Below are 24,669 nucleotides of genomic sequence, written 5' to 3'. Positions count from 1 at the left end.
CCCTTTGCTAACTACTATTTATAATCTTCCCAAGATAATAATAGAGATAATTAAACCGTAAATAGCAATACCTTCACCAAGACCAATGATAATTAATGCTCTACCTAAAATTTCTGGTTTTTCACTAATAGCACCAATAGCTGCCGAACCAGCTATTCCTACAGCAATACCGGCACCAACTGAAGCTAAACCAACAGCCAGACCAGCTGCTAAATAACCAAGTCCCATACTTGAACCTGCATTAACAGTTTCTCCAGCAGCATATGCAGTTGCTGGCATTGTAAAATTCATTCCAAAAAATACAAGTGCAACTAATAACATTAAATTAATTCCTGCTACTGAATATTTTACCCAATTTCTATTTGTTTTCTTTAGCATGATAATTCCTCCTACAAATGATGTAATAAATAAACTTGCTGTTAATAAAATTTCTAACATATTTTTCTCTCCTTTACATCTCAACTTAATTAAGCTTAATTGGATTAAATTCCCGTCCTGTTCCACTATAAAACTTAGAGAATATCTCAAAAAACTCTAATCTGAGAATTTGAATACCAACTACAACTCCTTCTAAAACCATAATTATTAAATTACCAAGTACTAATATAAATAAACTACCAGCATGATTACTTACCATATTAATTAATAAAATAACTGCCATTGAAAGTCCAAAATGATTTAAAGTAAAAGCTCCTACCCTGAGAAAAGAAAGAGTGTTACTAAAATAATTTAGCACTATATCGAAAATTTCAAAACCTGATTCTAAAAGGAAATTACCCAGACTTTGCTCAATCTTAAAACTACCTGTTTCAACTAAATTACCTAAAGGCTCTTTAAGGAAAATAATAGCTAATAATATAACAGAAATTAATATTGTTAATGATAATGGCAAAAGCAAACTACCTTTAATTGCATAAACTGCTAAAGAAGCTAAAATAAATAAATAAAAAATCAAACCACTCAAACCACTTTCAGCAAAAAAAGCCTGCTGATAATCTTTATTTTTAAAAGAATTAAATAAATTAAAAAACATAGCGATAATTAGCAGAACAATACCAATTAAAATAGTAAAGCCAAGCCAGCTCATTATATTATCCATTGGTTTAATAACCAGAGCTGGAATTATTGATTCTAAACTAAAAACACTACCATAAAAAATACCAAATAGCATCGAAGAACCACCTAGGAGCATTAGAACCTGGCCAATAGACTTTTCTTTAATAAAAGATATTTTCTGATTAATAATTAAATAGCCAAGCAAAGCAAAAATAAATCCCTGACCTAAATCACCAAACATAATTCCAAATAGCAAGATATAAGTTACAGCAAAAAATAAAGAAGGATCAAGTTCTCCATATTTAGGTAAACCATATAATTTGACCAGAGCAGAAAAGCCTTTTACCCAACCTGGATTTTCAATTATAGTAGGAGGATTTTCAGCATCAATATCATTAATTTTCTGGCTTGTATAAATCACCTCAGGATATTTGTCAGCTATTTTCTGTTTAAATTCAACCTCGTTTTCTTCACTAATCCAACCTGATACCATGAAAAAATAATTGCTTTCATCATAATAATGATTATCTATCTCTTTTATCTTATTTAAGAAGAGTAATTTTTGATAATAATTTTTTATTTCTACCTGATAGCGATGCTTTAATTTATCATATTCCAGCTTTATTTGTTCTCTAATTATCTTTATTTTTTCCAGACGATGGTCTGCCTGTTTAAGAATTGAACGGGGCTGTTCAGTAACTCGATCTGGTAGTTCAATCCGTTCAAAATTGGCAGATTTAAGAATATCAATTGCTTTTTCTTCATATTCTTTTTTAGCAAAAGTAAAAAACCAGACTCTTTCTTCATTGCTGTTAACTTCAAGCACAAGAATAGGTAAATTAGTCACATTTTCAATCAATCTGCTATAGCGCTCTTTAGTCAAACTACCAAAAATCAGGGTTATATAAGATAAATTTTTCAAGTCTTCTAGCTGAACATCCATATTTCTCATTAAATAAATATGTTTTTTTAAGTTCTGCAGCCGTTTTTCTTCCTGATCAATCTTTTTACTGATTCTCGCTAATTTGTCTAACTTATTCTGAATAGGATTAATAAAATTATCTAGCTGATTTAAATCAAGCTTAGTTGTTTCAATTAAATCAAGTTCTGCTTGATTTGATTCCAGCTTTAACTTAGAAAAAATATCACTAATTTGAGAAAAATAATCTTTATAAGGATTTTCAGTCTTATATTCCTTAAACTCTTGTTCATACTTTTCTTTTTTTAATAGTTCAATCTGTTTATTTTTGATTATAGCTTTTGTTATTAAATCAACTTGTTTTTTTAATCCAAGAATTTGAAACTTTTTTACTTTTTTCACTCCCATTATTTACACCTCCTCCCGGATTAAATATTTTTTAATATCTTCTCTAGCTAAAGAGTATCTTACCCCCTCAATAATTGTTACTATATCTCTCACTTCATATTCTTTAATATATAAATAAGCAATTACATTTGCTATACTAAAAAAACTACTAGTCTTTATTTTCTCTACTCTATTTAAAATATAGTTAAGAAAAAATCTTTCAAAAACTATATTTTCCTCTCTAATAGCTGTTTCTAAAAGATTTTTATAGGGAGTATAACTAATAAATTTATTTAAATCAGCTGCTTTATCAGTCTGACTCATATCATGTAGTTCTTCTTTAGTAATTCTAAAATGAAAAGGAATAATATAATTTAAAATTTCTCCAGCAGACAAATTATAATAACGTTTAATTCTATAAATCCACTGTAAGTTTAATAAGTCAATTTGTGTTCCCACAATCTCCCTTGCGAATTTACGGTCATTTTTAGATAATCTATTTGATAGTTTATCTAGAGTAGAAAAATAATAAAAATCTAATGACATTTCAATTGGAAAAAGATTTTTAGTTTTATGGTACTGGTCTTCATATTCATTTAAAATATTAACATATCTGACCCCAGCTAAAGCAGATTGCAAATCATTAAATGAAGAAGCCTGAACAAGATTTTGAAAATCTATTTCTGGATTTCGTTCAATATAAACCAAATTATCTGCTAGATAATTTTCTTCATTTTCAATTAAGATTGTCCGCAAAATGATTTTTAAATCTTCAATCTCATATTTCTTAAAATAATGTTCTATAAATTTTTTCGAATTAGAACCCAGATATTTTTTTAAAAAATTTTCAGCTGAGATTATACTTTTTTTAAGATTCAATTCTAACTGACGACGATGAATTTCTTTGCCTGATAATTCTTCTAAATCTTCTTTATAATAAGTGTTATTATAAAGATAATTAAAAGCAGCTTGAACTGTATCTAGCTCAATCAGATTTTCAAAATCACTATCAGCTAACATCTTACTGCTAATCGCTTTAATTTTTGCATTAATAGCAGGATATTGTAAAGCAAATGACATATTTTTCACCTTCCTGAACTAATTATTCTTTTAAAAAAATCATTTAATAAGTCATCTTTAATCTTCTGATAATCTGATTCTATAGCTTTAATCTCTTTTTTGCTTTCCTCAGTTAAGTTATCTGCAAATTTTTCTGCATTAGCCTGTTTTTTTTCTACTAATTCTTGCCCATCTTGCTTTGCTTTAGCTAATTTTAATTTTTTTTCTTTATCCATTCTCTGCTGATATTTTTCTTCTAATTCTTCAATTTCTTTAACTGTACTATTTTTAAGTTCTTTGGCTTGCTTTTCAATATTAATGACTTCTTCAATTAATTCTTCCTGCATTTTTGCTCACCTCTTCCCACTAAAACTTAGTTAAAATCGCTAGAACTTTTTTCTTTAAGCAGAAAAACTGAGAATTCTGTTCCAGAACCCCAATTGCTTTTAACAGTTATTTCCCCACCATGCATGTCAACTATCCATTTACAAATAGAAAGACCCAGTCCTGTTCCTCCATATTGACGAGACCGAGATTTATCAACTCTATAAAATCGTTTAAAAATATTATTAAGATCAGTATCCTTAATACCAATTCCATTATCAATTACACTAATTTTATAATAATTATTTAAATCAGTTAAACTAATTTTTATTTTACCACCAGATCTAGTATATTTAATTGCATTATCAACTAAATTTAACAATAATTGTGTAATTAAACTTAAATCTGCTTTTACTAAAAACTCACTCTGCTGTTTAAAATTACTCTCTATTTTTATATCTTTTTCTGCAGCCTGTAAATTCATTTCTTCAATTACAGCTGCAATAACTATTATTAAATCAAATTTTTCTTTATCAAGTTTAACATTATTATCATCAGCTCTGGCTAAAATAAGCATTTGTGAAATCATACTATTCATTTGATCAACTTGATTTTTTATAGTCAAAAAAATATTTTTCTGTTCAGTAGTTAAGTGCTGATCTAATTCTAGTGCATCATCTACATGAGCCTTAATTACTGAAATTGGAGTTCTTAGTTCATGCGAAACATCAGCATTAAACTGTTTCTGCCTGTAAAAAGAATTTTCCAGTCGAGCCAGTAGATTATTTAAAGTTTTTACCAATCTACCAATTTCATCTTCCCGATGTTGAGCTATTTCTATCCTTTTTGAGAGATTACTCTGGCTTATCTTTTCAGCAGTTGCTGAAATTATATCTATGGCTGTTAAGGCCCGATTAGAAAGAAAATATCCTCCTCCACTGGCCAGCAATAATGTTAACGGAATAATTATTAACATAGTTAGCAATAACTTTTTCAGCATTAATTGTTCTTTTTTTAAAGAATAAATAACCATTAAATATCCAGCTTTAGGTTGAATATTATTACCTTTTAGCTGATAAGAATCAATCATAAAGGACCACTTCTGCCCTTGATATTCAATAATATTATAACGCGGCTTTCCATTTATTCTTTCTGGAATAAATGGATTTATTTCTAAATCAGATTCTAACTTACCGGCCTGATTATAAAAGAAAACCTCAATATCTGGATCATTGTAATAACGATCTGCCTGATTAGAATAAGTATTAAATTCAGCTTGAGTTAAATTAGCTAGTTCATTTTTTAAATTATTAACTTCAAGCTGCAAAATATTTCTAGCTTCCGTTTCTAATTGAGTCTTTAAATTAAAATAAATAACAGCACTAAAAAAAAGTAAAACTATTAATAAAATAAGCATATACCAGATAGTTAGATTAATTTTCAGAGGAAATTTTTTATAACTCAAGTTGCTATTCATCATTAATTACCTTCATTCTATAGCCACGACCCCTGACAGTTTCAATTATCTTTTCTGAAAACCCCTCATCAATTTTTTTCCTTAAAAACCTAATATAAACATCAACTATATTAGAACTATTACCACTCATATATCCCCAGACATGTTCTTCAATTTGACCGCGACTCAAAACATGGCCTCGATTACGCATTAAATATTCTAATAATGAATATTCTTTGCTGGTTAGATCAATTTTTTCTTGCTTGCGCTGTACAGTATAATTAATTGTATTGAGAGTCAAATCGCCATTTTTTAAAATATTACTGTATTCTTTGATTCCTCGCCTGAAAATAGTTTTAATTCTGGCTAACAATTCTGCAAAAGCAAAAGGTTTAGTCAAATAATCATCTGCTCCTAAATTTAATCCCTTTACTTTGTCTTCAATACTATCACGAGCAGTTAAAATTAATACTGGCGTAGAGTCTTTCCAATCTCTTAATTCAGTTAAAACTTCCAGACCGCTTTTTTTGGGGATCATTATATCCAGGATAATCAAATCATAATCATTAACAATTGTTAAATCAATTGCTTTCTCACCATCATAGGCAAGATCAACAGTAAAATTTTCTCGATTTAATTTTTTTTTAATGACTTTAGCCAAGTCTTTCTCATCCTCTACAACCAGGATCCTCATTAAAAACACCCTTTCTTAATTTCTACTTAAAAAGTATAGCAGTCAAAAATTAAAAAATGATTAAAAAAAAGGCAGCCAAATGGCTGCCTTTAATTTAAGTATATTTACTCTGAATCAATAACATCTGCACATCTCTGGCAAATATCAGGATGCTCTGTTATTTCACCTACTGTTTCATCATATTTCCAGCAGCGATCACATTTATCTCCTTTAGCTGATTTAACTTTTACCAAAATCGAAGTTTCTTCTCCAAGATGTGCTGTATCTTCGGTTAAAGAGCTGCTTAACTCTACTTGAGAAACGATAAATAAATCAGCTAATTGAAATAACTCTTGCTCTAATAATTCTTGCCACTCAGCTGAATCTGTCTTGAGTTCAACCATTGCTTCAAGTGAGTTACCAATTTTTTTATCAGAACGAGCTAATTCTAATGCTTTAGAAACATCTTTTCTAACTGCTAATAATTTATCCCACTTAGCTGTCAGCTGTTCATCATAATAGTTATCATTTACTGCAGGCCAATCTTTTAAGAAGACACTTTCTGTATCACGATCTTCTGCAGGTAAAAATTGCCAGACTTCTTCTGAAGTGTGAGGTAAAATTGGTGCCAAAATAACAACCAGAGTTTTTAAAATATCATAGAGAGTACTCTGAGCTGCTCTCCGACTAAGCGAATCAGTTCCATCAGTATACAGCCTATCTTTAGTAATATCCATATAGAGAGAACTCATCTCCAGAGCACAAAAATTATGCACATCATGATAAACTCTATGATATTCATAGGTTTCAAATGCCTTAGTAACTTTTTTAATTAAATCTTGCAATCTAATCATCAACCAGCGATCAAGCTCTTTACGATCCTGATATTCAATATAATCTTTATTATAATCAAAATCATTGATGTTACCCAGAATAAAGCGATAGGTATTTCTAATTCTCCGATATACTTCTGAGTTTTGTTTAAACATTCTATCAGATACTTTAACGTCATTAGTAAAATCTGATGATGCAACAAATAATCTTAAAATATCAGCTCCATACTGCTCAATTACTTTTTGTGGTGAAACTCCATTACGCTGAGATTTTGACATTTTATTACCTTTATCATCAACAGTAAAACCATTTGTAATAACTTGATTATAAGGAGCTCTTCCTGTAGTTGCAACAGAGGTTAATAAAGAAGAATTAAACCAACCACGATACTGATCAGTTCCTTCAAGATAAACTTCTGCTGGCCAACTTAAGTTTTCTCTTCTTTCCAAAACAGCTTTATGACTGGAACCAGAATCAAACCAGACATCCATAATATCTTCTTCTTTACTAAAATGGTCAGCTCCACATTCTGGGCATTTATAATTAGCGGGCAAAAGTTCAGCTGCTGAATGTTCATACCAGGCAGAAGAACCTTCTTCAGCAAAAATTGCTTTAACAGAATCTAAAGTTTGGTCATTAATAATTTCTGTTCCACACTCTTCGCAATAAAAAATAGGAATAGGAACTCCCCATTTTTTCTGACGAGAAATACACCAATCAGAGCGATCAGCAATCATATTAGTCATTCTGCCTTCACCCCAGCTAGGGTACCAATCTACATCTGCAATTGCCTGTAAAGTTTCTTCTTTAATAGCATCAATTGAAGCAAACCATTGATCAGTTGCTCTAAAAATCAAATTACCCTTACATCGCCAGCAGTGAGGATACTGGTGATCAATAAAGTTAAGGCTCATCAATAACCCAGCTTCTTTCAGTTTATCTGTTACCATAATGTTGGCTTCATCATAATGCTTACCAGAAAATTCCCCAGCTTCTTTGGTAAAATAACCTTTATTATCCATTGGAGCATATGGTTCTAACCCATATTTTTGACCAACTACAAAATCATCATTACCATGACCAGGAGCAGTATGAACACAACCGGTACCTTGATCTAAAGTTACATGATCACCAAGAATTAATAATGAATCTCGATCTAAAAAGGGATGCCGACATTTTTTATTTTCTAATTCAGCTGCTTTAAACTTCTCACTAATTATCTGATAATCTTCAATTTTACAGTTAGCCATTACTTGATCAACTAAGTCAGCAGCCATAATTAAATTATCATCATCTACCTTAACAACAACATACGAATAATCAGGATGGAAAGTAATTGCTAAATTAGAAGGTAGAGTCCAGGGAGTGGTAGTCCAGATTGCTACATAGCTATCAGCTGGATCTAAATTTACTTCTCCGACAGTCAGAGACTCCTTAAGGGGAAATTTAACATAAATTGATGGTGCACGATCTTCCCCATATTCTACTTCAGCTTCTGCTAACGCTGTCTCACAATTAGGGCACCAGTGAACAGGCTTTTTACCTCGATAAAAAAGATCTCTTTTTGCCATTTCACCAAAAATTTCAATTTGCTTAACTTCGTACTCTTTATTTAAGGTTAAATAAGGATTGTCCCATTCTCCCCAAATACCAAGCCGTTTAAATTGTTCTTTTTGACGATCAACATATTTAAGCGCATAATTAGTACATTTCTCTCTTAATTCTGCTACTGACATTTCTTTTCTAGCTTCGTCACTCATAGTACTTGTTACCTGGTGTTCTATCGGCAAACCATGTGTATCCCAGCCAGGAACATAAGGAGAATAATAACCTTTTAAAGTAGCAAAGCGAGTAATAAAATCTTTTAAAATTTTATTTAAAGCATGACCAATATGAATATCACCATTTGCATATGGAGGACCATCATGCAAAATGAAAGGCTCATTTCCTTCCCGATTAGCTACTGCTTTTTCATAAATCTTTTTTTTCTGCCATAATTGTTGAAATTCATTTTCTCTTTCACTTAGATTTGCCCGCATTGGGAAATCTGTTTTTGGTAAATTAATCGTTTCTTTATAACTCATCTAATTCGACAACCTCCTATAAATATAATAAAATTTAAATAAAAATTTTAATACCTAAAAACAAAAAAATCTCTGTCCAGCAAGGGACGAGAGACCGTGGTACCACCCTAATTAAGGTCAATTAACCTTATCTTAAGTATCTTTAACGCAGATATACGGGTATACTACTCTTCTCAATTAATTTCATAATACCAACTCCAGGGTGATCTTCACAATTTGTTGTTTCCCGGCTTTCACCAATTCCGGTTCGCTAGCAACTATTCAAACTGCTACTCTCCCTTTCTTAGCTGATTTATTCAGATTAAGTTTTTTAAGTAAATAAAACATTTTTTACAATTATAAACCAAAATAAAATTTAAGTCAAGCCAATCCCCTAATTTATTCAGCAAGAATAATTTAGCTTTCCTGATAATTTTTTTCTGACTTTACTTCTTCTATTTCTTCACTCTTATCTTGCAACATTTCCAAATGACTCTCTAAAAGAGTTTGAAATCTAATTTTAAAGAAATTACGCTGTTCTCGCAGCTGCTCATATTTTCTTTTCTCAGAAGCAACTTCAACTTCAGCCTTTTCTTTAATTTTTTCTGCTTCAATTTTTGCTTCTTTAATAATCATTCGAGCTTCATTTTCAGCTTGATTTATTCGATCAGAAACTGTATTTTGCATTGAGTCAAGTGTAGTTTTTAGGCTTGATTCCATCTCTTCATAATTATTAATTTTTTCCTGCAAATTCTTATTTTCCTCTTGAAGATTATTTAAATCTTTTAGCAATCTTTCGTAAGCGACCCCTATATCATCAATAAACTCATCAACCTGAGTTGTATTATAGCCAAAAGTAGACTTTTTAAATTCTTTATTATAAATATCCAATGGATTTAACTTCAAAAAATTCCCTCCTTCAGTTGATAATAAAATTTAATTATTATTTATTTAATATATTTAAAAAGCTTAATTAACCCTTTTAAGTGAGCCGCTTTAAAGTAAGTTTAATCCTATCTTTATTTGAAATACCACGTTCAGCAGCAACCTCAACTCGACCACGTCCCCTAACTGAAATCAAATCGCCTATCTCAACTTCTGCAGCAGGATTGCTTTCTAATTTCCAATTAAGTTTAACTTTTCCAGCTGCAATATCTCGAGCCATCTTACTTCTAGAATCACCAAAACCAGAACTGGCCACTGAATCTAGCCGCATCGAAGCAACTGTGGTCATAATTTCTTTTTCATTTCTAACTGGTTTAATTAAATCAGCCTCTGCTATTTCTTTCACTTCAATTGGTACTTGATGAACCTGATCTAGTTTAAGTTCAATAATATCCTTAATCTCTGCAGCCACAATTATCTGAGCAAAATCAGCATGAATAATCAAATCACCAATAAATTTCCTCTGTAATCCTAACCCCATTAAAGCCCCTAGAAAATCACGGTGGCTTAGATTTTGAAAAGCAAAGTTACCATTCAACTGATAAATTTTGAGCTGAGATTCAACTAGATCGGGAAAAAGATACTCTGGGAAAATAGTTAATCTTTTTCTTTCAGCAGCTGAATAGCCTCCTTCTTTTTTAAAATTTATTTCTGCTAACTGCTCAATCACTGGCAGAGAAATCTTAATTTGATAAGGATTTAAAAAATCAGTTGCCTGTGTTTTATGATATTTCAAAACCTGTTCACATTTATCAAGCACATGTGAAAGCAGAAGTCTATCTTCTTGGCGATGTAAATGTGCTAATAATTTTTCTTGATCAAACATCTTATTCCCCACCTTTAAAATCCAAAAAACATAATCCTAATTAAAAAATTCCTGATAATATTAAGGGCAAACAAAGCAATTAAAGGAGAAAAATCAAGTCCCAAAATTCCACCCTGAGGAAGCAAACTTCTAATTGGTCCTAAAATAGGTTCAGTTAAATTATAGATAGTCATAATAACTTTACGCCAGCGCATATCGCCTGGATTAGGTTGAATCCAGGAAATAATAACCCGCGCAATAATTAATAAATTTATTATTTCAAAAAGAGCACTTATTACTCGTCCTAAAATATACATCTAGTTTCCTCCCGACTCTAGTATTCTCTTGCTCCTAAGAGAGCAGTTCCGACTCTAACAATAGTTGCTCCAGCAGCAACTGCTAGCTGATAATCATTACTCATTCCCATTGACAATTCTTCCAGTTTTTTTACATTATTTGATATATAATCATATAGCTCTTTCATTTCTTTAAAATAATCAAATAACTTAGCTTGATCATCTAAGTGAGGCAGAATTGTCATCATTCCTTTTACTTCAAGATTTTCAAGTTTGATTATTTTATTAAAAAATTTTTCAGTCTGCTCTGCTTTAATACCGTATTTATTTTCATCACCAGCAATATTAATTTCAACTAAAACTGGCATAACTCGCTGATTTTTAGCTGCTCTTTTGTTAATTTCTTTAGCCAGACGCCAACTATCAAGCGAATGTATTAGTTTACAATTTTCCATTCTCATTAAGTATTTTACTTTATTTCTCTGTAGATGTCCAATAAAATGCCAGTTTAAGTCTAAATTAGCTGAATTTAAGCTGACTTCTTTTTCTTCTAACTCCTGGACTCTACTCTCAGCAAAAGTATTGAGACCTGCTGCTGTCAGTATTTTAACTGAATCTGAACCATGATTTTTAGTCACCGGTAGTAGTTTTATGGATTCAGGATTTCTGTTTGCTTTTTCAGCAGCTGCTTTAATATTTTGTTTAATTTGGGTTAGATTTGCTAAAATATTTTCTTGATTCAAAATTATCCCTCCCTGCCATAATTAAAATCAGCTGGGTTAATTATAATCTCTTCCCCAATTCCAATTCCTTTAACAATGACTTCTTTTTCATTACCTTCTAAAATTACAACTTTTTCAAATTCATATTTATTATAACCTGTTACCTTTAAAACTCCCTGACCAGCTGGTTGATTAAAAACAGCCTGACGGGGAATCTTTATGCCTCGATAGATATTCTTAATTATATTCAGATTAACCCGTCTAATATTAAGCCAGCGTGGAATAAAACTATCTAATTCAACAAAAATATATGATTGTTCAAGCTGATTTTCGACTTTAATTACTCTCGCTTTCAACATTTCTGTTGAGTCATTTTCCTGAATAAAGATAAGCTCATTATTACGAAATCTCTCTGCCTGAACTGGTCTGGCTGGAATAATCAGATATAAATCAAAATTATTAATCATTCGGTAAAGGGGTTCGCCTGCTGCAATCTTCCTGCCAGAAAGAAGGTGCTTATAATTCCCCTGATAATCAGCAAATTTTTTTAAATCAATCTGATTAAGCTGACTAGAGTTTAAACTACTCTCTAGCCCATCCACTGCATAACTAATTAATCCAGCCTGTCGATTATACATTTTTTTTGCTATTTCACCAGATTCAATAACACAAACTTTTGTTCCGGCCGGGATCCTTTCTCCCTCACTACAATCTAAAGTAACTGTTCCAGTTACTGGAGCTGTAACAACCTTTTCATCTCTAATAATTAAAGATTTAGCCCAGAAGCCATCAATAACTTCACCTTCAGATGCTAAAATAGTCTCAAAACGGCTGGCACCAAATATTTGTAATGCAATAATCAAGCCAATTAATAAAATAAAAATTATTACAAATGGTTTGAAACCAAGTCTACTCTTATTTTTTTTCATCGTCAATCCTCCCCGAATTTACAGAGCAAAAAACTTAAATCCTGATGAAAAAACATCAGGATTTAAAAATTATCTTTTTTTGTTCCGCAAAAAGGCAGGTATATCTAAATCATCACCAGCAAAACTTTCCATTTCAAAATCTTCCTCTGGCATTTGATCAGCCTGATTTTCCTGCTGTTCTGCTATTCTATTTTGAGGAGCAGCGGTATCAAAACCAGTTGCAATTACAGTTACTTTGACTTCATTTTCTAATTCTTCATCAATTACAGCCCCCAGAATTATGTTAGCATCTGGATCAGCAACTTCTTGAATCACCCGCGCTGCTTCGTTTGCTTCGTGAATCCCAAGATCCATACCACCAGTAATATTCAACAGTACACCTCTAGCACCATCAATTGACGCTTCTAATAATGGTGACGCTATAGCAAGTTTAGCTGCTTCGGTTGCTCTATTATCTCCACTTGCTGTACCAATTCCCATTAAAGCAGAACCAGCATCAGTCATAATAGTTTTAACATCAGCAAAATCAAGATTAATAATACCTGTAATAGTTATTAAATCAGAGATTCCCTGGACTCCCTGCCGTAAAACATTATCGGCAATTTTAAAAGCATCCATCAGACTCGTCTGCTTTTCAGCAACTTCTAATAATCTATCATTGGGAATTACAATTAAGGTATCAACTTTATTTTTTAATTCTTCAATCCCTGAAATTGCATTATTCATTCTTTTTTTACCTTCAACAGTCAGTGGCTTAGTAACAACACCAACTGTTAAAGCACCCTGGTTTTTAGCTGCTTCTGCAACTACAGGAGCTGCTCCAGTTCCAGTTCCTCCGCCCATACCAGCAGTAATAAAAACCATGTCAGCTCCCTGAATAGCCTGAGATATTTCTTCTTTGTTTTCTTCAGCTGCTTCATAGCCAATTTGAGGGTCAGAACCAGCCCCCAAACCTCTAGTAATTTTTTCACCAATTCGAATTGTAACACCAGCATTTGAAGCCATTAAAGCCTGAGCATCTGTATTAACAGCAACAAATTCTACACCATCTAATCCTTCTTCAATCATTCTATTGACAGCATTATTACCTCCACCGCCAACACCAACTACCTTTATATTTGCAAATTGTTCAATTTCTGTTCCAATATCAAACACTAATTTTCCCTCCCCGTTAAGGATAATATGGAGCTGTTAAGCAGCCTCTTAAATAGTCTAGAAAAATTCACTAAACCAATTTTTCAATTTACTAAAAAAGTTACTTACAACTTCACTACTATTACTTTTAGTTACTGTATTATTTTTCAAATCGCCATTTTCAATGCCATATTCTACTAGACCAACTGCAGTAGAAAAAATAGCTCGCGGGATTGTATCACCCTTTTTTATATATACGGGATTATCAATTACATTTGAAAGCCCACTTACATAATCAGGTTCACCAATTCTAACTGGTAATTCTGTTATCCGAGAAGCAAGTTCTTCCGAACCTTCTAGTAAGGATGCGCCTCCAGTCAAAATTAAACCAGCCGGAGTAAGATCTGTAGTTCCAGCAGTTACCAATTCTTTTTTTACCATCGAGAAAACTTCACTCATTCGTGGTTCAATTACCTGACATAGTAACTTACGTGACAATTTTTTTCTTTCTTTACCACTAGCTGCAAGAACTTCAATTTTTTCTTCCTCCGAAATATCTTCTGGCAGAACTGAACCATGCATAATCTTTATTTTCTCAGCCTCCGAAACAGGAGTTCTTAAACCAACAGCAATATCATTGCTAACATGATTACCACCAACTGGTAAAACAGCAGTATGAGCAATGCTGCCTTCATGAAAGACAATAACATCAGTTGTTCCTCCACCAATATCTACCAGTACTGCTCCTAAATCTTTTTCATCATCTGATAATACAGCCTGACTGGAAGCAAGCGGTTCTAAAACAACTTCATCTACACTAAGACCTGCTCTCAGTACACTCTTTACTAAATTCTGAATTGAAGTTGATGCTCCTTTTATAATATGAGTTTCAACTTCTAATCTAACACCTGACATTCCCAGAGGATCCTGAATACCAGGACTACCATCAACAATAAATTCCCGGGGTAAAACATGTAATATATCTTCTTCAGCTGAAACAGGAATAATCCTGGCAGCATCAATAACTCTTTTTATATCACTTTCCTTTATTTCTTTTTCATCACCTGTAACTGCAACAACTCCATGACTGTTGATTGACTTAATATGTGAGCCAGCAATACCTACATAAGCAGAATCAACTTTCTGCCCGGCCATTCTCTCAGCCTTTTGAATAGCACTTTTTATAGCATGACTGGTTTTATCTATATCAACTACAATACCTTTGCGGAGGCCGTTCGATGGAGCTAAACCAATTCCGACAATCTCTATATTATCTTCTCCACTTATTTCTGCTATCAGGGCACATATTTTGGTAGTACCGATATCAAGTCCTGTAACTATTCTTCTTCCTCTTTTCACAACAGTCTACCTCCTTTCTGGACTAACATTTTTATTATATAATAAATTAAATAAAATTAATATACTTACTCTGTAATAATTCAATATAAAGCATAAATTTCCTGTATTATGAATAAAATAATCACAAACAGTTTATTTAAATTTAATTACTGGGTGTTTAATAACCTGTAAGTTAATATAATCAACTTTTTCCTGATCTTTAGCTATATCTTTTAAAATAGAATTTAAAAAAGCAAATTTCTCTTCTAACTGATCACTACTGCCTAAATTAACCCCTCCTCCAGTTGTTAAATAAAGCTTATAGATGCCATCTTCCTGTCTATTTATCCTGGCAATTTGAGCCAAAAATCCAGTACTAAATTTGCTCATTATATCCAACAAAGCTTTCATTTCAACTGGAAAGTTTATTTTTTGACCTGAAAACAGATAAGGAAATCCTGTTATTTGAGGAATTGCTGGACGTTGATCAGCTGAAACTTCTTTTAAAATAATCCCATCAGCAGAAAAAATCAACTGCTGGCCATTATTCTTAATCCAGGCAGTTGGCCTTCTTTCTTCAATAATTATATGAATTTCAGAAGGATATGATTTTTTCACTTCAACAGCAGAAATCAGATTGTGCTGTTGCAATTTTGCTTCTAATTTATCAGTATTAAAAAAAAGTATATTCTTCCCATAAAATTCAGTTAAATAACTTCGCAAAGAATTTTGGTCAATTTTATTACGAGAATGGATAGTAAATTCTCTAATTTTAAAAAAAGGTGAGAAGGAAAAAGATAGAGAAACTAATAACAAAAAAAATATAATTAATAAGATAACTGTATAACGTTTATCCATTAAAAATCCTCTCTCCTTTTGAATTGTTTATTTAAAAATAATCTAGTAAATCATTAAAATAATATTTTAAAATAAAACTACTTTTAACTCAATTAAGTAGAATATCTGATAAAGATGTTATATCACCTGCACCAACAGTTAAAATTATCTGACCTGGTTCTAGATCAGTTTTAATCTGAGCAGCAATTTTACTAAATTCACTCAGATAATAACATTCAACTTGAGAATTTTTAGCTATTGCAGTCTCAAGTTCTCTTAAAGATACCCGCTGGTTATTTTTCTCAGATGCTGAAAAAATATTAGTCAAATAAACCTGATCAGCTTCTTTAAAAGCAGCAGCAAAATCAGTGAAGAATTGCCTGGTTCTACTATATCGATGTGGTTGAAATACAACTGTTATTTTTTGATAATCCATTGCTTTTACTGCTTTTAGTAATGATCGTATTTCCGTTGGATGATGGGCATAATCATCTATTAAATCAACCTGACCATTTAATAAAGTACCTTTAAATTCAAATCTACGTCCTACTCCAGTGAAATTTGCCAGAGCAGCTTGCATAATTTCAAAACTAACCCCTGCATAATCAGCTGCTGAAATAGCTGCTAGAGCATTATAAATATTATATTGACCAGGAACAGCTAATTTAAACTGTCCTAAATATTTTTGTTTATAATAAAGGTCAAAACTACTCTTTTGAGCTTGATAACTAATATTCTTAGCTAGGTAGTCTCCCTGTTTTAAAGAAAATCTAATTGCCTTTTTTCTTTGAGCAAACAGCTCTAATAAATTATAGTCATCACTATTATATAATATAACTGCCTTTTTGTCATTTTTTGCAGAAAAATCTTTAAAAACTTGTTTAAATTCAGTTAAACTATGATAATAGTCGGGATGATCCCATTCTAAATTTGTTATCAATAGCAAATCTGGATCAAAATAAATAAAAGAGCCATCACTTTCATCTGCTTCAGTAATAAAATATTCCCCCTGACCGTCAACGGTATTACCGGCTATTTCAGATAAATAACCCCCTACCATAATTGCTGGATCAAGTCCAGCCTTTTTAAAAATAGTGGCCAACATTGCTGTAGTAGTTGTTTTTCCATGAGTTCCTGCTACAGCAATAGTTTTTTTGTTTTTCATTAACTCAGCCAAAATTTCAGCTCTTTTTACAACTTTAATACCTGCTTTTTGAGCAGCCTGTAATTCGGAGTTATCAGCTGCAACAGCACTGGTCTTAACTATTAAATCGGCCCCTGCTATTTGTTCAGCTTTGTGACCAACAAATAATTCTATTTGTTCTTTTTTAAGTAAATTAAAGTACTTTCCAGCTGATAAATCTGAACCACTAACCTGATAACCTCTCCTGGCAAGTATTTTAGCTATTCCACTCATTGAAACTCCTCCGATTCCAATTAAATGAATATGAGAATTTTGTGCTAACATTTAATCACCTGCGCTTTCCTTTTCAATCAATTTAATAATTTTAGCCAGTGAATCTCGCTGAGCTAAAGCAGCTGATGCCTCTGACATTAAGGCAGCTTTTTCAGGACTATTTAAAATTTTTTTAGCCTGTTCTGCCAACAATTCTGCTGTCAAATCTGCTTCTTCAATTACTAAAGCAGCTCCCACTTTTTCTAAAGCAGCTGCATTATAAAGCTGGTGGTTTTCAGCTGCTGCTGCAAAAGGAATCAAAATTGCTGGCAAAGCAGAAATAGTTATTTCTGCTAAAGCAGTTGCACCAGCTCTAGAAATAATCAAGTCAGCAGCAGTTAAAGCAGCGCCCATTTCTTTTAAATAAGCAATGACATGGATTTTTTCGCTATCAAGCTCAATATCCTGTTCAATTAAAAATTCTAAAACTTTTTGATAATTTTTTTTGCCTGTTAGATGAATAATTTGTAATTTATCCTCAGCTAAAACATATTGGTAAAGCTTAGTTAAGTTCTGGTTAATTATTTCTGCTCCTAGACTGCCACCAGTTACTAAAATAGTTTTATAATCTGGATTTAAATTTAAAATCTGACATGATTTTTGATAACTTATTTTAGTAATTTCTGGTCGGACTGGATTACCAGTTGCTACTATTTTATCAGCTGAAACCTTTAAATATTTAGCTGCTCCAGTAAAATTAAGACAAATTTTATCAACCAAAATACTTAAAATTTTATTTGTTAAACCAGGATAGGCATTTTGCTCATGAATTATTGTTTTTTTTCTTAATAAAACACCAGCCAGTACAACTGGACCAGCTGCGAATCCGCCGGTTCCAATTACAATGTCAGCTTTTGATTGAGCTACTATCTTAAGCGCCTTTAAAAAGGCATAAAAATTCAAAAAAAGTGATTTAACTAGATTTAAAGATAATTTACGGGGCAGAGCTTTTAGAGTTAAACCACGGTACTGATAACCAGCTTCAGGTACAATTTCAGCTTCCATTCTATCCTGAGAACCAAGATAAAGAATATCCCAGCCTCTTTTTTTCAGTTCACCTGCTATTGCCAGGGCAGGATAAATATGGCCTCCTGTACCTCCACCAGTAATTAAAGCTTTCATCTCAATTACTCCTCTACATAACGTGATATATTAAGTAATAATGCAAGTGCCATTATATTAACTACCAGAGAAGATCCACCATAACTAATTAAAGGCAAGGTAATCCCTGTAACTGGTAATAATGAACTAACTACTCCCATATTTATAATGGCCTGGATTATAACCATTGAAGTAATCCCTACTGCCAGCATTGCAGCAAATGTATCATCTACTTTGCTAGCAATCCTTAATCCTCGCCAGGCCAATAAAAAGTAAAGACTAACTACAAATAAAGTTCCTAAAAGACCAAATTCTTCTCCTAGAACAGCAAAAATAAAGTCTGTTCCTGGTTCAGGAAGATAAAGAAATTTTTGATGACTATTACCAATACCAACTCCAAGTAATCCGCCTGAACCAAGTGCCAATAAAGACTGAATGATATGATAACCAGTATCTAGAGGATCATTCCAGGGATTCAGAAAAGTTTTAACCCTGGCCCGACGATATGGTTCAATATAAATAAAAATCACAAAAACTATAACTGAAAACACGCTAATTAAGCTCAATAAAGCTAAATTAATTCCTCCTACAAAAATCATTATTCCAGAAACTGCTGCAATTGCAATTCCAGTTCCCAGATCTGGCTCTGCTAAAATAAGTAGGAAAAGCACTCCAACCACTACTAATGGTGGCAGAATACCATTAATAAAACTTTTCATTTTATCCCGGTTACGATTAATGTAAGCAGCTAAATAAATAATCACTGTCAATTTAGCCAACTCAGAGGGCTGAAAGTTAATTGGCCCCAGCGGCAGCCAGCGGCGTGACCCACCTGCAACTCTTCCAACTCCAGGAATTAGAACTAAAAGCAAAGTTATAAAAGAAAGCAAAAGTAAATAAGGTGCTAAATCTAACAATTTCTTATATTTGAGTTTGTAAATTACAGCAGAAATTACAATTGCAACTATAAGATATTGAAGCTGTTTTTTAAAAAAATAATAGCTATCTCCATATGTCTTATCAGCTTTAACTGAACTAGCTGATAAAATCATTATCAGACCACAGACTATTAAAGCTAAAATTGTAAAAAGTAAAATTAAATCCGGCAGCTTTTTCTTCATACTTTCTCCCTTAACTAAGATATTTTAAAACATTATTTTTAAAATCAAGTCCTCTTGCTTTATAACTCGGATAACTATCCCAACTAGGACAGGCCGGTGATAATAACAAAGGACTAGCTGAATCAACTTGTTTGAGAGCAGCTTTAACTGCTGCTTCCATTTCTGTATAAATACTACACTCTACCTGTCTGTCTTTTAAAAGTTTAGCCAGTTTAGCAGCAGTTTCTCCAATTAGGAAAACAGCCTTTGCTTTTTGACAAACTACCTCAACAAACTGAGTGAAATCAGCCTGACGATCCTGCCCACCTGCAATTAAAACTAATTGATCAGGTAAACTGGTTAAAGCCTTAATTGCTGCAGCTGGATTGGTTGCCTTAGAATCATCAATAATTAAATAATCTTTTGGATTGGCTATCTGCTCCATTCGATGAGCCTGCAGCTTATAATTAGCAGCTACCTGTTGAATAACTATTCTGCTCTGTCCCATCAAATAGGCAGCTAAAGCTGCGAAGGCCAGATTTTTTTGATTATGTAAACCAGGTAATTTAATCTGGGTATAGTCAAGTAAAACTTGATTATCAGGATACAAAGCTTGTTGATCTTGCAAAATAAGATCAGCATTTTGAACAGCATTATTAGAAATAGTAAGCCGACGAGCGGTTATTTCTTTATCCAAACTAGCGAGATAGCTATCATCAAAGTCTATAATTGCGATATCATCTTCCTGTTGATTAGCAAATATTTTCAACTTAGCCTGTTTATAATTAGTTTCAGTATGATGACGATCAAGATGATCAGGACTATAATTTAAATAAAGTGCTAGCTCTGGTCTGAAATATTTAACTGCTTCTAATTGGAAAGAACTTAACTCTAAAACCACAATATCATTTTCAGTTAAATCCTCTATTATTGAAATATAAGGAATTCCAATATTCCCTGCCAATTTAACCTTTCTATTCGGTAAATTATGCAGCATTTTATAAACTAATTCAGTAGTTGTTGTTTTACCATTTGTTCCTGTTATAGCAATTAAACTAGCTTTATTATTTTGGCGATAAGCAAACTCTATTTCACTAATAGTTTCAATACCTTGACTGCGAGCAGATTTTAAAATAGAAAGATCATAAGGAACTCCAGGACTCAAAATTATTAAATCACTTGTTAAAACTAAGTCATATTCCGCATTTAAAGCCAGTTTAACCTGATTTAAATCTATTTGAGCCAATAAGCTTTCTAATTCATGCTGAGTCTTTGCATCAGCAATGATCAAATCAACCTCAAACTTATTTAAGTAGTTTACTAAAGCCAATCCAGTTCTAGGGCTAAATCCAAAAACACTAACTGTCTTATTTTTTAAATACAAAACAATCTATCTCCTTTTAACTTTGTTAATGATTTTTTATAAAAATGAACTAATTGCCAACAGAGCTAAAATAATAGTTATAATTACAAAACGATTAACAATTTTATTCTCTGCTAGACCACTCAATTCAAAATGATGATGAAGAGGAGTCATCTTAAAAACCCTTTTACCACCACTATATTTAAAATAAGCTACTTGAATAATAACCGAGATAGTTTCTATAACATAAATCCCCCCGATGAGCAGTAGATAAAATTCTGTATTAGACAGAACTGCTGCTGTAGCGAGAAAACCACCTAAAGCTAATGAACCAACATCTCCCATAAAAACAGCAGCTGGGTTAGCATTATACCATAAAAAAGCAGTACAAGAACCAGCCATAATCAGCATCAGCAGAGAAAAATCCTCAAGATTAATTAAATAAAAAATCACTGCCAGAGCCAGACAAACTGTTGCAGTAACACCAGCAGCTAAACCATCAAGTCCATCAGTTAGGTTAACTGCATTTGAAGCTCCTAAAACAACCAGAATAGCTAACAAAAATTTTAGGCCTATATTTATAGAAATAGTTCCCCAAAAAGGCAGTAGAATTAGATCAGAATTTAATTTAAAAGATGCAACAGCTGTTAACAGAGCTGCCAGAAATTGTAACGCTAATTTTTGCCAGGCTCTTAATCCTAATGAACGGCTAAATTTTATTTTTAAAAAATCATCTAGAAAACCAGTTAGAGCTAAAATAAAAGTAACCAACAAAATAATTATAACTTCAAATGATAGTTCTACCAAAAATAGTGAAGTCAAAAGAAAAATCCCAATTAATAAAAGACCACCCATTGTTGGAATACCAGACTTTTTAAGATGACTGTCCGGGCCATACTCTCTCACTTGCTGACCAAAGTTAAGCTTTTTTAAAAATTGAATAAAAAATTCACCACTAAAAATTATTAAGAGCAAAGGTACTAAATAAGCAAATAAAAATATCATAATTTTTGCCCTTCTAACAGAGCTTCAGCTATTTTTTCCATTTTATTTTCCCGGGAGCCTTTAATCAAAACTAAATCACCTGTTTTGAGATATTTTTTCAAATAAATTATCAGTTCTTTCTGAACAGAGAAGTTTAAAACTTTTTCTGCTGAAAAGCCAGCTTTAACTGCGCCATCTCCAATCACAGCCGCTTTCTTACCTAAAGTAACTAAAAAAGCAAGTGGCTGTTTAGCTAAATATTGGCCTAATTTAAAATGAGCAGCTGAACTCTGTTCTCCTAATTCAAGCATTGATCCAAGCACTGCTATTCTTCTCTCCGCTGATGACTGACTTAAAACATTAATTGCAGCCTGCATAGAAAGTGGGTTAGCATTATAGCTATCATTAATCAGCTTAACCTGACCAGAAGTTTCTAAAATTTCTAAACGTAGTTCAGAAAATGAAGCTTTTTTTAAACCCTGTCTAATCTGACTTAGATTTAGTCCAGCTTTCAGACCAACTGCAACTGCTGCCAGAGCATTATAAACATTATGCCTACCCGGCTTATTTAAAGTTAATTTAGCTATTTTGTTTTGATATTTAACACTAAATTCAATTCCAGTCCCAGCTTGATTAGGTTTATAATCCAGTGCTTCTATGTCTAGTCCTAAATCAGTCTCAAAACCAAAAGAGACAATTTCATGCTTAAAATCATCTCCCAGCTGACGACAATATTTATTATCATAATTTAAAACACCTGTCCCAGTAACTGGCAAAGCAGCAAGCAATTCTGCTTTAGCTTTAGCAATATTAGCAAGACTGCCTAATTGTTCTAAATGAGCTGCTCCAACATTTGTTATTACACCTATTTCAGGACAGGCAATTTCAGCTAGAAGAGCTATTTCTCCTAAACCACTCATTCCCATCTCTAAAACTGCAAAATCTTCTTTTCCCGTCAGTTGGAGTAAAGTAAGTGGCAGACCAATTTGATTATTATAATTACCTGCTGTTTTTAAAACTTCAAATTTTTCTGCTAAAACTGCTGCAGTTAAATCTTTGGTAGTTGTTTTACCAGCACTACCTGTAATAGCAACTACTTTTAAGTTAGCAAATTGTTGCCGATAGTTGTGGGCAATTTTCTGTAAAGCAGCAGTGGTATTATCTACCTTTAAAACTGCTAATCCAGCTGGAAAGCTAAGCTTTAATCGAGAATCAACAATGACAGCTCCTGCTTTTTGAGCAATAACATCTCCTAAATATTTATGACCATCATCATTTTTACCAACTAAAGCAATAAATAAGTCACCTGCTTTTACTTCTCGACTATCATGAACAATTCTAGTTATTTTTTGCTCAGGGTCACCCTGAATCAGTTCTGCTTGACTATATTCTGTTAATTTTTTAATCGATAGTGGTTTCATAATTTACACCTTTGTCTTTAATAGTTCTAGAGCAACCTTACGGTCATCAAGTTTTATTTTTTGATCTTTTATAATCTGATATTTCTCGTGTCCTCTCCCCAGCAAAAATACACTATCATCTTTCTGAGCAATATCGATAGCCCGGGCAATAGCTTGTTTACGATCTGCAATAACCTCATAGTCTTTAAAATCTTTTGAAAAACCAGTTTTAATTTCTGTAAAAATATCAGCTGGATCTTCACTTCTGGGATTATCATTGGTCACAATTGTATAGTCAGCATATTGCTCAGCCAAATTACCCATCAGAGACCGCTTGCTGCGATCTCGATCTCCACCACAGCCAAAGACAACAATTAAATTATTTTTTTTATTAGCTAAAGCTGACTGAAGCACATTCTCCATACCATCTGGTGTATGTGCATAATCAACTACCAACTGAAAATCCTGTCCAGCATTAATGATCTCATATCGTCCTGGTACTCCAGAGAATTTTTTAAAAGACTGAACAATTAATTCTTTATTAATACCTAATTTATAAGCAGTCAATGCAGCGGCAAGGGAATTATAAATATTAAATACCCCCCCTGTATTAAGTGCAATATCTACCTTAAAAACACCTTTAGTCTGATAGTGAAGATCCTGATTGTGAAGTTCATAATTAGCAGTACTTAAATCAGCATTTTCATTAACTAAACTATAAGTTAAATTATTTTGTGCTGCTGAACTTTGAATCATAAAATCAGCAGCTTGATCATCAAAATTAAATACTGCAAAACCATCTTTTTTAAGCTGAGTAAATAATTTTGCTTTTGCTTTTTTATAGTTAAGCATTGTCCGATGATAATCAAGATGCTCAGACGTCAAATTAGTGAAAACGGCAGCAGAAAATTTCATCCCGTAAACTCGGTATAAAGCAAGCGCATGTGAAGAAACTTCCATTACTGCATACTCTATCTCTTGTTTTTGCAAAGAATAAAAATACTTATATAAATCTAATGACTCAGGAGTAGTACGAGAAGATGATAACTCTTTTTTACCAATCAAATTTTTAATAGTTCCAAATAAAGCAGCTTTTTTACCTGCAGACTCTAAAATATGATGAATTAGAAAAGAAGTTGTTGTTTTGCCATTAGTTCCAGTAACACCAATCAATTTTATTTTTTGAAGGGGATCGTGATAAAAATTCTTGGCTAGTAGAGCTAAATCACGCCGAGAATTTTCAACTTGAAGATAGGTAATTCCAGGTGCAAACTTTGCCGGTGATTTTTCTACAACAACAGCTGATGCCCCCTCTTTTACAGCTTGATCTATATAAGCATGACCATCAGTTTCAAAACCAGTTATTGCAATAAATAAAGACTCTTTACGTACTGTTCTTGAATCATAACTAAGTTCTTTAATTTCCTGCTCTAAGTCTCCCTGTAAAAGTTTAAAATTAATTTCAGTTAAAATATCTTTCAATTTCAT

The 24,669-nt window shown here is 32.4% G+C and carries 22 protein-coding genes and 1 other annotated feature; all 22 genes read right to left on the bottom strand.

Features of this window, described 5'->3' with window-relative positions:
• Positions 1-18: 18 nt before the first annotated feature.
• Complete coding sequence (locus BMZ74_RS03610) at positions 19-438, bottom strand: ATP synthase subunit C (protein WP_089859839.1); 420 nt, start codon at positions 436-438, stop codon at positions 19-21.
• 25 nt (positions 439-463) lie between these two features.
• Positions 464-2,383, bottom strand: coding sequence for a V-type ATP synthase subunit I (locus BMZ74_RS03605; protein WP_089859836.1), 1,920 nt, complete (start codon positions 2,381-2,383; stop codon positions 464-466).
• A gap of 3 nt (positions 2,384-2,386) precedes the next feature.
• Positions 2,387-3,442 (bottom strand): V-type ATPase subunit, encoded by a 1,056-nt coding sequence (locus tag BMZ74_RS03600; protein WP_089859833.1) that lies wholly within the window; start codon positions 3,440-3,442, stop codon positions 2,387-2,389.
• Between the two features lie 5 nt (positions 3,443-3,447).
• Positions 3,448-3,768: a hypothetical protein gene (locus tag BMZ74_RS03595; RefSeq protein WP_089859830.1), complete on the bottom strand. Its 321-nt coding sequence runs from the start codon at positions 3,766-3,768 to the stop codon at positions 3,448-3,450.
• Between the two features lie 26 nt (positions 3,769-3,794).
• Positions 3,795-5,225 (bottom strand): sensor histidine kinase, encoded by a 1,431-nt coding sequence (locus tag BMZ74_RS03590; RefSeq protein WP_089859827.1) that lies wholly within the window; start codon positions 5,223-5,225, stop codon positions 3,795-3,797.
• Complete coding sequence (locus BMZ74_RS03585) at positions 5,215-5,895, bottom strand: response regulator transcription factor (protein WP_089859823.1); 681 nt, start codon at positions 5,893-5,895, stop codon at positions 5,215-5,217. The genes BMZ74_RS03590 and BMZ74_RS03585 overlap by 11 nt, the downstream gene beginning before the upstream one ends.
• A gap of 104 nt (positions 5,896-5,999) precedes the next feature.
• On the bottom strand, positions 6,000-8,792 hold the full coding sequence (gene ileS, locus BMZ74_RS03580; protein WP_089859820.1) for an isoleucine--tRNA ligase: 2,793 nt from the start codon (positions 8,790-8,792) through the stop codon (positions 6,000-6,002).
• A 79-nt stretch (positions 8,793-8,871) separates the two neighbouring features.
• Positions 8,872-9,086: a binding site (T-box leader), on the bottom strand.
• 102 nt (positions 9,087-9,188) lie between these two features.
• Entirely contained in the window at positions 9,189-9,677 is a 489-nt protein-coding gene (locus tag BMZ74_RS03575) for a DivIVA domain-containing protein (protein ID WP_089859817.1), read from the bottom strand.
• Positions 9,678-9,753: 76 nt separating this feature from the next.
• Complete coding sequence (locus tag BMZ74_RS03570) at positions 9,754-10,542, bottom strand: photosystem II electron transport protein, Sll1252 family (RefSeq protein WP_089859814.1); 789 nt, start codon at positions 10,540-10,542, stop codon at positions 9,754-9,756.
• Between the two features lie 14 nt (positions 10,543-10,556).
• Positions 10,557-10,838 carry a YggT family protein gene (locus tag BMZ74_RS03565; RefSeq protein WP_089859811.1) on the bottom strand — a complete coding sequence of 94 codons (282 nt, stop codon included), beginning with the start codon at positions 10,836-10,838 and terminating at the stop codon, positions 10,557-10,559.
• A 17-nt stretch (positions 10,839-10,855) separates the two neighbouring features.
• The gene (locus tag BMZ74_RS03560; protein ID WP_089859808.1) at positions 10,856-11,560 is read right to left on the bottom strand and encodes a YggS family pyridoxal phosphate-dependent enzyme; all 705 of its coding nucleotides are present in this window, start codon (positions 11,558-11,560) and stop codon (positions 10,856-10,858) included.
• A 2-nt stretch (positions 11,561-11,562) separates the two neighbouring features.
• Positions 11,563-12,468 carry a biotin/lipoyl attachment domain-containing protein gene (locus BMZ74_RS03555; protein WP_089859806.1) on the bottom strand — a complete coding sequence of 302 codons (906 nt, stop codon included), beginning with the start codon at positions 12,466-12,468 and terminating at the stop codon, positions 11,563-11,565.
• Positions 12,469-12,537: 69 nt separating this feature from the next.
• Positions 12,538-13,623, bottom strand: coding sequence for a cell division protein FtsZ (ftsZ, locus tag BMZ74_RS03550; RefSeq protein WP_089859803.1), 1,086 nt, complete (start codon positions 13,621-13,623; stop codon positions 12,538-12,540).
• Between the two features lie 57 nt (positions 13,624-13,680).
• On the bottom strand, positions 13,681-14,961 hold the full coding sequence (gene ftsA / locus BMZ74_RS03545) for a cell division protein FtsA (RefSeq protein ID WP_089859801.1): 1,281 nt from the start codon (positions 14,959-14,961) through the stop codon (positions 13,681-13,683).
• Between the two features lie 132 nt (positions 14,962-15,093).
• Positions 15,094-15,798 (bottom strand): cell division protein FtsQ/DivIB, encoded by a 705-nt coding sequence (locus BMZ74_RS03540; RefSeq protein WP_089859798.1) that lies wholly within the window; start codon positions 15,796-15,798, stop codon positions 15,094-15,096.
• Between the two features lie 88 nt (positions 15,799-15,886).
• Entirely contained in the window at positions 15,887-17,245 is a 1,359-nt protein-coding gene (gene murC / locus BMZ74_RS03535) for a UDP-N-acetylmuramate--L-alanine ligase (RefSeq protein WP_089859795.1), read from the bottom strand.
• Positions 17,246-18,355 (bottom strand): undecaprenyldiphospho-muramoylpentapeptide beta-N-acetylglucosaminyltransferase, encoded by a 1,110-nt coding sequence (murG, locus tag BMZ74_RS03530; RefSeq protein WP_089859792.1) that lies wholly within the window; start codon positions 18,353-18,355, stop codon positions 17,246-17,248.
• A gap of 5 nt (positions 18,356-18,360) precedes the next feature.
• Positions 18,361-19,455: a putative lipid II flippase FtsW gene (gene ftsW, locus BMZ74_RS03525; protein ID WP_089859788.1), complete on the bottom strand. Its 1,095-nt coding sequence runs from the start codon at positions 19,453-19,455 to the stop codon at positions 18,361-18,363.
• 10 nt (positions 19,456-19,465) lie between these two features.
• Positions 19,466-20,818, bottom strand: a complete 1,353-nt coding sequence (gene murD / locus BMZ74_RS03520) for a UDP-N-acetylmuramoyl-L-alanine--D-glutamate ligase (protein ID WP_089859785.1) — start codon at positions 20,816-20,818, stop codon at positions 19,466-19,468.
• Positions 20,819-20,854: 36 nt separating this feature from the next.
• Complete coding sequence (gene mraY / locus BMZ74_RS03515) at positions 20,855-21,802, bottom strand: phospho-N-acetylmuramoyl-pentapeptide-transferase (RefSeq protein WP_089859782.1); 948 nt, start codon at positions 21,800-21,802, stop codon at positions 20,855-20,857.
• Positions 21,799-23,202 carry a UDP-N-acetylmuramoyl-tripeptide--D-alanyl-D-alanine ligase gene (locus tag BMZ74_RS03510; protein ID WP_089859779.1) on the bottom strand — a complete coding sequence of 468 codons (1,404 nt, stop codon included), beginning with the start codon at positions 23,200-23,202 and terminating at the stop codon, positions 21,799-21,801. The genes mraY and BMZ74_RS03510 overlap by 4 nt, the downstream gene beginning before the upstream one ends.
• A 3-nt stretch (positions 23,203-23,205) precedes the next feature.
• A complete protein-coding gene (locus BMZ74_RS03505; RefSeq protein WP_089859777.1) occupies positions 23,206-24,669 on the bottom strand; it encodes a UDP-N-acetylmuramoyl-L-alanyl-D-glutamate--2,6-diaminopimelate ligase in 1,464 nt (487 codons plus the stop codon).

The sequence above is a fragment of the Halanaerobium salsuginis genome (assembly GCF_900114545.1).
GTDB classification, from domain to species: Bacteria; Bacillota; Halanaerobiia; order Halanaerobiales; family Halanaerobiaceae; genus Halanaerobium; species Halanaerobium salsuginis.
The sequence above is the reverse complement of the archived record's forward strand: the minus strand, read 5'-3'. Positions and strand labels throughout refer to the sequence as shown.

What these genes read in the sequence shown, in the direction of transcription:
- BMZ74_RS03595 (WP_089859830.1), bottom strand. Translation starts at nt 3,768, where the DNA reads ATGCAGGAAGAATTAATTGAAGAAGTCATTAATATTGAAAAGCAAGCC.
- BMZ74_RS03590 (WP_089859827.1), bottom strand. Translation starts at nt 5,225, where the DNA reads ATGATGAATAGCAACTTGAGTTATAAAAAATTTCCTCTGAAAATTAAT.
- BMZ74_RS03585 (WP_089859823.1), bottom strand. Translation starts at nt 5,895, where the DNA reads ATGAGGATCCTGGTTGTAGAGGATGAGAAAGACTTGGCTAAAGTCATT.
- ileS (WP_089859820.1), bottom strand. Translation starts at nt 8,792, where the DNA reads ATGAGTTATAAAGAAACGATTAATTTACCAAAAACAGATTTCCCAATG.
- murG (WP_089859792.1), bottom strand. Translation starts at nt 18,355, where the DNA reads ATGAAAGCTTTAATTACTGGTGGAGGTACAGGAGGCCATATTTATCCT.
- BMZ74_RS03570 (WP_089859814.1), bottom strand. Translation starts at nt 10,542, where the DNA reads ATGTTTGATCAAGAAAAATTATTAGCACATTTACATCGCCAAGAAGAT.
- murC (WP_089859795.1), bottom strand. Translation starts at nt 17,245, where the DNA reads ATGTTAGCACAAAATTCTCATATTCATTTAATTGGAATCGGAGGAGTT.
- BMZ74_RS03605 (WP_089859836.1), bottom strand. Translation starts at nt 2,383, where the DNA reads ATGGGAGTGAAAAAAGTAAAAAAGTTTCAAATTCTTGGATTAAAAAAA.
- BMZ74_RS03540 (WP_089859798.1), bottom strand. Translation starts at nt 15,798, where the DNA reads ATGGATAAACGTTATACAGTTATCTTATTAATTATATTTTTTTTGTTA.
- ftsW (WP_089859788.1), bottom strand. Translation starts at nt 19,455, where the DNA reads ATGAAGAAAAAGCTGCCGGATTTAATTTTACTTTTTACAATTTTAGCT.
- BMZ74_RS03600 (WP_089859833.1), bottom strand. Translation starts at nt 3,442, where the DNA reads ATGTCATTTGCTTTACAATATCCTGCTATTAATGCAAAAATTAAAGCG.
- BMZ74_RS03610 (WP_089859839.1), bottom strand. Translation starts at nt 438, where the DNA reads ATGTTAGAAATTTTATTAACAGCAAGTTTATTTATTACATCATTTGTA.
- BMZ74_RS03505 (WP_089859777.1), bottom strand. Translation starts at nt 24,669, where the DNA reads ATGAAATTGAAAGATATTTTAACTGAAATTAATTTTAAACTTTTACAG.
- BMZ74_RS03565 (WP_089859811.1), bottom strand. Translation starts at nt 10,838, where the DNA reads ATGTATATTTTAGGACGAGTAATAAGTGCTCTTTTTGAAATAATAAAT.
- BMZ74_RS03555 (WP_089859806.1), bottom strand. Translation starts at nt 12,468, where the DNA reads ATGAAAAAAAATAAGAGTAGACTTGGTTTCAAACCATTTGTAATAATT.
- BMZ74_RS03510 (WP_089859779.1), bottom strand. Translation starts at nt 23,202, where the DNA reads ATGAAACCACTATCGATTAAAAAATTAACAGAATATAGTCAAGCAGAA.
- mraY (WP_089859782.1), bottom strand. Translation starts at nt 21,802, where the DNA reads ATGATATTTTTATTTGCTTATTTAGTACCTTTGCTCTTAATAATTTTT.